Source organism: Parafrankia colletiae, assembly GCF_001854655.1.
Classification (GTDB): Bacteria; Actinomycetota; Actinomycetes; order Frankiales; family Frankiaceae; genus Parafrankia; species Parafrankia colletiae.
Genome location: NZ_MBLM01000098.1, coordinates 1 through 1,256, shown reverse-complemented (window position 1 = coordinate 1,256; position 1,256 = coordinate 1). Strand labels below are relative to the sequence as shown.

The window sequence follows — 1,256 nt, the reverse complement described above, 5'->3', positions numbered from 1 at the left end:
TTTAGACAGCGAGCCGGCGGCGAACGTGTGGAGAAAGAGTTTGAGCAGACCAGTGAAACTCGCCTTGTACGTCGGCGTGGCGACGACCACAAGTACGGCCGATTGGGCGGCTTCGCGGGCCTCCTCGGCCTCCGCGGACAGTTGCCAGGGGATCAGCAATCCCTCAGCAATGAGAGCCAGGTCCACGAGCGACCAGGTGCAGATATCTCTTCGCTCAATGCCTCGGCCAGAATTCGCGCAGCAAGCAGTGTCCGTGATTGCGACTTGGGATTAGCCACGACGGCAACCACCTGGGTGCTCATATCAGTCTCGCCCTTGAACGGCGGCGTTGCCCAAGATCGATACGACCGCGATCAAGATTCGCCTTGTGGACCTGCTCCGGAGTGGACAACGGCTGGGCTACTCGTACCCGGTAGTCCTTAGCAAAAACGGATGTAGCCTCGCCCTTGAAAGGGACATCGAGCCGATGACGACACGGACGTCGCGTCACGCGTCGACGACCTCCGGTCGGTTGGAATTCGCCGCGAGCGTCTTGGGGCTCTCGTACCAGTCCTGATAGATGGGGTCCTCGGGAAAGAATCTGCCCCAGTACGTCGATTCCGGTGCCTGCATGATCTTCCAGCCCGGATTATGTTCTGCCTGCTGATTCCAGTCCCAGACGCACACCCGTCGTAGGATCTTCCATTCGCCGTCACGCTTCTCGCAGAGATCCCGGTAGCGGCCACCCAAGAACATGGTCGGCGAACCGCCGAGATAAGTGGTGACCACCATGAACATGCTCTCCCGCTTGGCGCGGCTACCCTCGATCTCTGAGTAGACGTTTCCGACGTGGTGGTTGCAACTGACGAGTACCTCCCGGGATTTCATGGCCTCCTCGCACCAACCATGAGCAGTGCCCTCGTATCGCCCGTGAGAGTCTGTCCCGTCGGCCCAATAGGTGGACTTCATCATTTCCAGGTCCATGCGATCGATGCCGCGGCAGTACCGCATCAGATTGTCGTAGAGGGCCTGCTTGTCCAGGAGCTCGAGGACTTGTGCGTCCGAGAAACTCACGACGTCGACCTCCCCACTGTATGACACCCGGTCATTGCGCTCACCTCAGTTCTCGAGCGGCTTCTCGGTACGCAGACCGGCATCCATCAGCAAGGGATGGACGTCGCTGATGAAGTACTCCACTGCATCCGGGTAGTCATGGAACGTGAGCGCCAGGCCGTCCATCCCGAGATCTGAGTAGCCCTGCATCGCTTCAACGACCT

General features: G+C 59.6%; 2 protein-coding genes. Both read right to left on the bottom strand.

All coding sequences use genetic code 11. The features are described from left to right. On the bottom strand, positions 1-186 hold a 186-nt coding region (locus CC117_RS10250), incomplete at its 3' end, for an NAD(P)H-dependent oxidoreductase (protein WP_198541799.1). Between the two features lie 300 nt (positions 187-486). Continuing rightward, on the bottom strand, positions 487-1,053 hold the full coding sequence (locus tag CC117_RS10245) for a nuclear transport factor 2 family protein (RefSeq protein WP_157905392.1): 567 nt from the start codon (positions 1,051-1,053) through the stop codon (positions 487-489). Positions 1,054-1,256 lie beyond the last annotated feature (203 nt).